Below are 4038 nucleotides of genomic sequence, written 5' to 3'. Positions count from 1 at the left end.
GCATCGCGGTAGCGTGAGCAGCGTAGCCGGCGCGTCCTCCTGCACAAAGGGGATTACGTGGGTGGCGGCGTCTCGGTCAATGCGGCGTAACCGGATGCGCCCAAACCCCTTGGGCTCCACGATCTCCACCGCCATGACCATCAACACTTTGGTGGTGCTGCTCTTGCGCCCTGCAGGGGTGGCGGGATTCTTGCGATCCGTGATGGACAGGTACGTTTCATCCACCTCCACAAGCCCCTTGAGCTTGTCCCGGCCCGGGCGGACCATGGCACGTCGAAACCGGTGCAGCATGGTCCAGGCGGTCTGGTAGCTCCCCAAACCCAATACGCGCTGCAGCCCCAGGGCGCTCACGCCTTGTTTCTGATTGGTCAGGTACCAAGCTGCAGCCAGCCAGACACGCAGCGGTGTGCGCGTCTTGTCAAAGATGGTTCCAGATGTCACTGTGCCTTGGTACTGGCATGAGCGGCACATCAGGCGGGTGCGGCTGGCGCGGTACACATCGCCAGCGTTGCCGCAACGCGGGCAGACGAAGCCTTGGGGCCACCGAAGCTTCTCCAGGAACGCCTGGCAAGCCTCTTCGGTGGCAAACCAGTCAAGAAATTCGTTCCAGGTGCGGGGGTAGTCCCCTCCAGGAGTTGGCGTTAGCATCTGGGTTTCCATCCAGCTATTCTCACGTCACTGGAGCTAAATAGATACCCCTTGCATTTGTACAGTATTCATGTCAGCCACTTCCAAGCCCAAGCTCTACAACCCACGCCACCCCGAACGCACGCTGCTCTACCAAACGGTAGCCGAGCACTACGAGACCTGGCTAGAGTTGGCCAGCGCGGGTCAGTTCGACGGCCAGGGCGACCACCACACCCCCAAGCCCTTCGTGCGCAAAGCGTTTGCCAAGTATCTTGAGTGCGGCATCTTTGCCCATGGCTTTGCCCGCGCTCGCTGCGGCGACTGTGGGCACGACTACTTTGTAGCCTTCTCCTGCAAAGGCCGGGGAGTCTGCCCCTCGTGCACCACCCGGCGCATGGTGGAGACGGCGGCACACCTGAGCGACCACGTTTTCCCCCGCCTGCCGGTGCGCCAGTGGGTGCTGTCCGTGCCCAAGCGGCTTCGGTACTTCATGCAACGCGACGGAGCGGTGCTGAGCATGGTGCTGCGCATCTTTCTGCGGGTGATCGCACAAACTCTGCAGACCCACAGCCCCGGTGCGGCCCATATGGACAAGGCAGGCCTGCACATCGGTGCCATCGCCTTCATTCACCGATTCGGCTCCGGCCTCAATGAACACGTCCACTTCCACGTTTGTGTGGTGGACGGGGTGTTTGAGGAAGTGGAGGGCGAGGGCGATGCTGATGCGACCCCTCGAATCTCATCGCCGGGTGTCATCTTTCACGCGGCCACCGGCATCGATGCGGCTACCGTGGCCCCAGTGCAGACCACACTGCAAAAACGTATCCTGCGCGCCTTCGTTGCTCGGGGCCTGCTGGAGAACTGTGACGCCAAAGACATGCTGGGCTACAAACACAGCGGCTTCTCGGTGGACGCCGGTGTCTGCATCGAAGCCCACGACCGCGCTGCGCTGGAGCGGCTGCTGCGCTATTGCGCGCGTCCACCGTTTTCCATGGAGCGCCTACGCAAAGAGGGAAGCAAACTGGTGTACCGCTGTGCCAAACAGCGCAGCGAGCCCACCAGTGACAAGCGTGGTGCCAAGGCAGATGAGCTGCACCTCACACCGCTGGAACTGATCGACCGCATCGCCGCGCTGGTGCCACCGCCACGCACCCACCGGCACCGCTACTTTGGTGTGCTGGCACCAAACTCGCCGCTGAGAGCGGCGGTAACGGCGCTGGCTCAGCCTGCTGCGTCGCAACCAGCCACGGTGGAGACTGCACAACCTGGCGCGGGCGTACCTGGGGTGGCGGCGCCGGGCAACGCGGCCACACCCACACCCGAACCTGAAGCACGCCCGAAGCGAGCGGCGCATTACTTGTGGGCGGTGCTGATTGCCCGCATCTACGAGGCATTTCCGCTGCTGTGCCCCATGTGCGGTGGGCAGATGCGCATCATTGCCTTCATCACCCACAGCGCCGAAATCCGCCACATCCTGAACCACATCGGGGTGGAGTCTGCCCCCCCGCACATCACCCCGGCACGCGGGCCACCGCTGTGGGAGGGCTGCGACGCGCCGGTGGATGATGGTGCGCAAGGCGAGCCGGATTGGGATCTGGCAGCTCAACCCGACGAGGTAGACCAGCGCGTCAATTGGTGACCCAGTGAAGCGGCGGTATCCATCGCTGCGGGGAAGCAGCTGCGCGCGCGCCAGGCCCAAATGCATACTGCCTCCCAAGCTCTTGCCATTGAGCGGCAAGCGAGCGCTCAACCTTCCTTGGCCGAACGTGTTTCGAGGCCCAAAACTCGTGCCATACTTGGCCTCATGCGGTTGAATTTCCTATCCGTCGCCGCTCCCATCGGCAAACGCCCCGTTGGCCAGGATGATCCCCTTCACCCGGAATTCCCCATTTCTCGCTTCATGCTCTTCAAACCACTTCGGATCGATCTGATTCATCGGTTTTTTAATCGTTAATCGCACCAACCACATGGGAATTGCTCCTTTCGAATGATTTAAACAATGGTCATGCCGCCATCGGCTACAATCACGGCTCCTGTCACAAAGGAAGACTCATCCGATGCAAGGAAGAGAGCCACATTGGCAATCTCCTCCGGTTGCGCTCCCCGGCCAAGGGGAGTTGCTTCCGAAGCCACCTTATCCACTTCAGGGAGTAGATCTTCCATGGCCTTTGTCATCAGTGTGATGACATACCCCGGAGCGATGGCATTGGCCCGAATTCCCTTTTTAGCATACGTAGCAGCCAGATGTCGGGTAAAGGAGATAATGGCTCCTTTGGAAGCGGTGTAGGAAGGTCCCCCCGGGCTGTTAATCAGACCCGCCGTAGATGATGTGTTGATGATTGTTCCGCCGCCCGCTTTGAGAAGCTCGGGAATTCCGTACTTCACCACAAGAAACATGCCTTTCGTGTTCACATTTTGGATCTTTTCCCACTCTTCCACACTGAGCTCATGGGCTAGAATCATGAAATTTTTATGGGCAATGCCTGCGTTATTGTACAACGTGGTCAGTTTTCCAAAAGTATCCACCGTTTGGCTCTGTTGCAAAGATTGGCGGCAGTCAGAGGTAGGCTGTCGCTCTGCGCCGATCAGGCGGCTGCTGCGAAATGGTGGTTGAGCATGCCCATGGCCTCCGTCAGCGCCGAGGGCCCAATGCCAAAAGCTCTCTCCACAAGGCGCACCTCGCCCCTGATGCCGGGCTGCAGGCACCAGGGGCGAGCCTGTCCTTTGCGCAGGGCTCGCATGACTTCGAATCCCTTGATCGTGGCATAGGCCGTGGGGATCGATTTGAAACCGCGCACCGGCTTGATCAGTATCTTGAGCTTTCCGTGATCGGCCTCGATCACGTTATTGAGATACTTCACCTGCCGGTGGGCCGTCTCCCGGTCCAGCTTTCCTTCGCGCTTCAATTCGGTGATCGCTGCACCATAGCTCGGCGCTTTGTCGGTATTGAGCGTGGCAGGCTTTTCCCAGTGCTTCAGGCCTCGCAGGGCCTTGCCCAGGAACCGCTTCGCTGCCTTGGCGCTGCGGGTCGGCGACAGGTAGAAATCGATCGTGTCGCCCCGCTTGTCGACTGCCCGGTACAGGTAGGTCCACTTGCCCCGCACCTTGACGTAGGTTTCATCCAGGCGCCAGCTCGGATCAAAGCCACGCCGCCAGAACCAGCGCAGCCGCTTCTCCATCTCCGGGGCGTAGCACTGGACCCAGCGATAGATCGTCGTATGGTCGACCGAAATGCCGCGTTCCGCCAGCATTTCCTCAAGGTCGCGATAGCTGATCGGATAGCGACAATACCAGCGCACCGCCCACAGGATCACATCACCCTGGAAATGGCGCCACTTGAAATCCGTCATCGTTCCGTCCGTCCAATCTCCGCCAAGCATGCTCAAGCTTCACGATTTTTGCAACAGAGCC

Annotated in this window: 5 protein-coding genes; 1 reads left to right on the top strand and 4 read right to left on the bottom strand. The window is 60.4% G+C overall.

Features of this window, described 5'->3' with window-relative positions; genetic code table 11:
- Window positions 1-660, bottom strand: a 660-nt coding sequence (locus RLDS_RS46015; RefSeq protein WP_031298605.1) for an IS1595 family transposase, incomplete at its 3' end; no start/stop codon positions are given.
- A 58-nt stretch (window positions 661-718) separates the two neighbouring features.
- Here RLDS_RS46015 and RLDS_RS46010 point away from each other — a divergent pair.
- Window positions 719-2266 carry an IS91-like element ISCR8/ISPps1 family transposase gene (locus RLDS_RS46010; protein WP_021227193.1) on the top strand — a complete coding sequence of 516 codons (1548 nt, stop codon included), beginning with the start codon at window positions 719-721 and terminating at the stop codon, window positions 2264-2266.
- A 180-nt stretch (window positions 2267-2446) separates the two neighbouring features.
- Here RLDS_RS46010 and RLDS_RS56340 read toward each other — a convergent pair whose 3' ends face one another.
- From RLDS_RS56340 to RLDS_RS46000, 3 genes are read right to left on the bottom strand one after another with little or no spacing between them, the layout of a single operon-like run.
- Window positions 2447-2596: a hypothetical protein gene (locus tag RLDS_RS56340; RefSeq protein WP_021227192.1), complete on the bottom strand. Its 150-nt coding sequence runs from the start codon at window positions 2594-2596 to the stop codon at window positions 2447-2449.
- A gap of 23 nt (window positions 2597-2619) precedes the next feature.
- The gene (locus tag RLDS_RS46005) at window positions 2620-3153 is read right to left on the bottom strand and encodes an SDR family NAD(P)-dependent oxidoreductase (protein WP_236616882.1); all 534 of its coding nucleotides are present in this window, start codon (window positions 3151-3153) and stop codon (window positions 2620-2622) included.
- A gap of 59 nt (window positions 3154-3212) precedes the next feature.
- Window positions 3213-3977 carry an IS6-like element IS6100 family transposase gene (locus RLDS_RS46000; RefSeq protein ID WP_001389365.1) on the bottom strand — a complete coding sequence of 255 codons (765 nt, stop codon included), beginning with the start codon at window positions 3975-3977 and terminating at the stop codon, window positions 3213-3215.
- Window positions 3978-4038 lie beyond the last annotated feature (61 nt).

It is taken from the genome of Sphingobium lactosutens DS20, assembly GCF_000445105.1.
Taxonomy (GTDB): domain Bacteria; phylum Pseudomonadota; class Alphaproteobacteria; order Sphingomonadales; family Sphingomonadaceae; genus Sphingobium; species Sphingobium lactosutens.
Note: the sequence above shows the minus strand (reverse complement) of the source record. Positions and strands in the feature narration are given on the sequence as shown.